Origin of the sequence: Lancefieldella parvula, assembly GCF_963530955.1 — a bacterium.
Lineage (GTDB): Bacteria > Actinomycetota > Coriobacteriia > Coriobacteriales > Atopobiaceae > Lancefieldella > Lancefieldella parvula_A.
Window position 1 is genome coordinate 1 of the sequence record NZ_CAUSFQ010000124.1, and the last position, 2,958, is coordinate 2,958.

General features: G+C 46.0%; 3 protein-coding genes. 2 read left to right on the forward strand and 1 reads right to left on the reverse strand.

Annotated features, from left to right (window positions below; translation table 11 throughout):
* The first annotated feature begins 277 nt into the window (after positions 1-277).
* Both RWJ43_RS06555 and RWJ43_RS06560 read left to right on the forward strand, forming a co-directional pair.
* The gene (locus RWJ43_RS06555) at positions 278-877 is read left to right on the forward strand and encodes an HAD-IIIA family hydrolase (RefSeq protein WP_314009121.1); all 600 of its coding nucleotides are present in this window, start codon (positions 278-280) and stop codon (positions 875-877) included.
* Between the two features lie 162 nt (positions 878-1,039).
* Positions 1,040-1,348: a hypothetical protein gene (locus tag RWJ43_RS06560; protein WP_035433205.1), complete on the forward strand. Its 309-nt coding sequence runs from the start codon at positions 1,040-1,042 to the stop codon at positions 1,346-1,348.
* A gap of 163 nt (positions 1,349-1,511) precedes the next feature.
* On the opposite strand, the gene RWJ43_RS06565 is transcribed toward RWJ43_RS06560, so the two are convergent.
* The coding region (locus tag RWJ43_RS06565; protein ID WP_314009119.1) for a 4Fe-4S dicluster domain-containing protein at positions 1,512-2,958 on the reverse strand (1,447 nt) is incomplete at its 5' end.

Sequence of the window (2,958 nt, forward strand, 5' to 3'; positions counted from 1 at the left end):
CAGAGATTGCCGGTCCTGGGTTTATGAAGATTAATACCACGTTTAGAAAGACATATAGAAGAGCATTAGGCATATATATATCTTTGACAGCACTTCAATACCTTTTACTTAGAGTTGCAGGTTTGAACAAAAGCGATTCTCTCATAACATCGTTAAGTAATATAAGCACCGCTGGTTTAGTAAACCTTAATAACGGCAATATTGTTACGTACGGGTTAGCTATAAAGATTATAATTACGACATTTGCATTTTTAAGTTCACTTAACTTCTCAATACTATTGTTGATCTTGCTTGGGCAACCACTTACGCCCTTGAGCAGTTCAACATGCCTACCTATACCGTTGATGAAGTCCGTCAGATGGTCGGTAATGGTGTTGCTAAACTTATCCGTGACGCAGTGCCAGAGGGTACTGATGAAGCAACATACCAGCGTGTACTTGCATGCTTTAAGGAACACTACGCTGACCATAGCTTGGACAATACCGCACCCTACCCTGGCATCCTTGATGCGGTTGATACGCTCAAAACAGCTGGTGTTAAGTGTGCCGTTGTTTCAAACAAACCAGACTTTGCTATTGCCGATTTAATGACCAATTTCTTCCCAGGTAGATTTGACTTTGCCCTGGGTCAACGAGATGACCTTAAAAGAAAACCTGATGCCGAGCCTGTCCATTACGCCCTTGCTCAAATTGGCGTCGACCCTCAAGATGCTGTCTATATTGGAGACTCCGAGGTTGATGTTGCAACAGCACACAACAGCGGTATGCCTTGCATAAGTGTTACCTGGGGGTTTAGGGATAAAGAAACGCTTCTAGCTGCAGGTGCTACCACGCTTTGCGATACCGCAGAAGAAATGGTGCAAGAAATTCTCAAATAGTAGCACTAAAAATTACAACCATTCATCATTGCCGTTGAGCGAGAAAAAACGTCCGCTTGCCTATGCCTCTCAATTCATCTGAATAAGCGTATTCGGAGGGCGGTATAGTCAATAAAAGTGCGTCCATAATTTGCGCGCAAGCGACGTGGAAAGGATTGCATCATGGGCAAGAAAAGTTCTGAGGTTCTCCAGATTTCTTACGAAGACCTGGTAGAGTACCTGCACAGTAATCACTCTGTGTACATGCAAGTCGGACACCAGGTTTATTACCTCACTGATGTCAACTTTGAGGCATGGAGAGCTCAAGACACCAGCATCAGAAACTCAAAGAACCACTTTGTAGATTGTTCTGAATTAGTTCCTACGCTAGACGAATTTCTCGCGCTTCCTTTTATTAATGGAAAAACAATTAAAGACGTTTTTGCGCATGCAACGTTCTATGCATCCATGAAAAACGAAAAATCTGAGTAATTCAAAATAATCAGCATTTTGTTGACTATCTCTCAGCTAAAACTTAAAGGACCTGTTAACGCAGGTCCTTTTTTACTAGGTAAATTACCTTAATAAGCTGCATCTCATATAAAAACGCCGATGCAGTGCACCGGCGTTTTACGTTTAATTTGAGAGAGCGTGACTACTCAACAGGCTTCTGAACCTCAAGAACCTCGGCAATCTCAACCTCAGCAGAAACGGTGCCTGCAAGCTCTGAAATAAGATCGTTGTACTTGTTCGCAGAAGCTAGCTCAGAAGAAGCGGTCTTTGCGTAACGCTTAACTGCTGCGGCTGCACGGTTAACGGCACTCAGGGTGCCAGCGCCTCCAACGCATCCTCCTGGACAAGCCATACCCTCAAGAAGATAACCTGGATATTTACCCTTAACAGCATCCTTGAGCATGGCTCGGCACTCAGCAAGGCCGTCAACAGCCATGATAGGAACTTCTTTATCGGGGTACTTCTGGTGAATGACGTTTACAACTGCGCCTGCAACACCACCGGCCACTGCAAAAGCACGACCGTCATGGGAGGCGTTTTCAAAGTCGGAGTTGTCGTCATCGAGCTTGGTGTAGTCAATACCCTTAGACTCCATCATTCCCGCAAGCTCCTCAAAGGTCAGAACAAAGTCAACCTCTGACTTAACGGAACGACGCAGTGCCTCAAGTTTCTTAGCAGTACATGGTCCAATAAAGACAATCTTGGACTCTGGATTTTGTTTTCTTACTAGACGAGCAGTCAAAACCATTGGGGTAAGAGCCATAGAGATAGCATCAGCATACTCTGGGTGCTCTTTTTTAGCCATTGCAGACCAAGAAGGGCAGCAACTTGTTCCCATAAATGGCAGCTTTTCTGGGACTTCTTTGACAAAGTCTTCCGCTTCCTGAACAGTACAGAGGTCAGCACCGGTTGCTACCTCTTCTACCTCGGCGAATCCCATCTCCTTGAATGCCTCACGAAGACGACCAACGCTACCCTTGCCAAACTGACCAACAAATGAAGGAGCCACAATTGGCACAACGGTATAGCCCTCATTGATAGCCTGAATAACCTGGAAAATCTGGCTCTTATCGGCAATAGCACCAAAGGGGCAGTTGACCAGGCACTGACCACAAGAAACGCACTTCTCGTAATCAATGTCTGCGCGACCGTGCTCATCAGAGCCAATAGCGTCCATACCACAAGCAGCAGCACAAGGGCGCACATGGTGATGAATTGCCTGGTACGGACAAACCTTGAAGCACATACCGCACTGAATGCACTTTTCCTGGTCAATATATGCCTTTTTGTCTACGAAGCTAATTGCCTCTTTAGGACAAATCTCTCGGCAAGGGTGTGCAAGACAGCCCTGGCACGCATTGGTAACGCGATACACGTTGTCCTCGCAGGCATTGCACGCAAACTTGACAATGTTGATCAGCGGTGGCTGGTAATAAACCTCTGGTCGAGAGGCCTCTTCCAGGCCATCAGATATTTGCTCGGGTTGATCAACACCCTGCATAGGCATACCCATAGTCATGCGGATACGCTCACCAACAATCGCACGCTCCAAGAAGACGCTCTCGCGATATGTTGCAATATCACCAGGA

What these genes read in the sequence shown, in the direction of transcription:
- RWJ43_RS06560 (WP_035433205.1), top strand. Translation starts at nt 1,040, where the DNA reads ATGGGCAAGAAAAGTTCTGAGGTTCTCCAGATTTCTTACGAAGACCTG.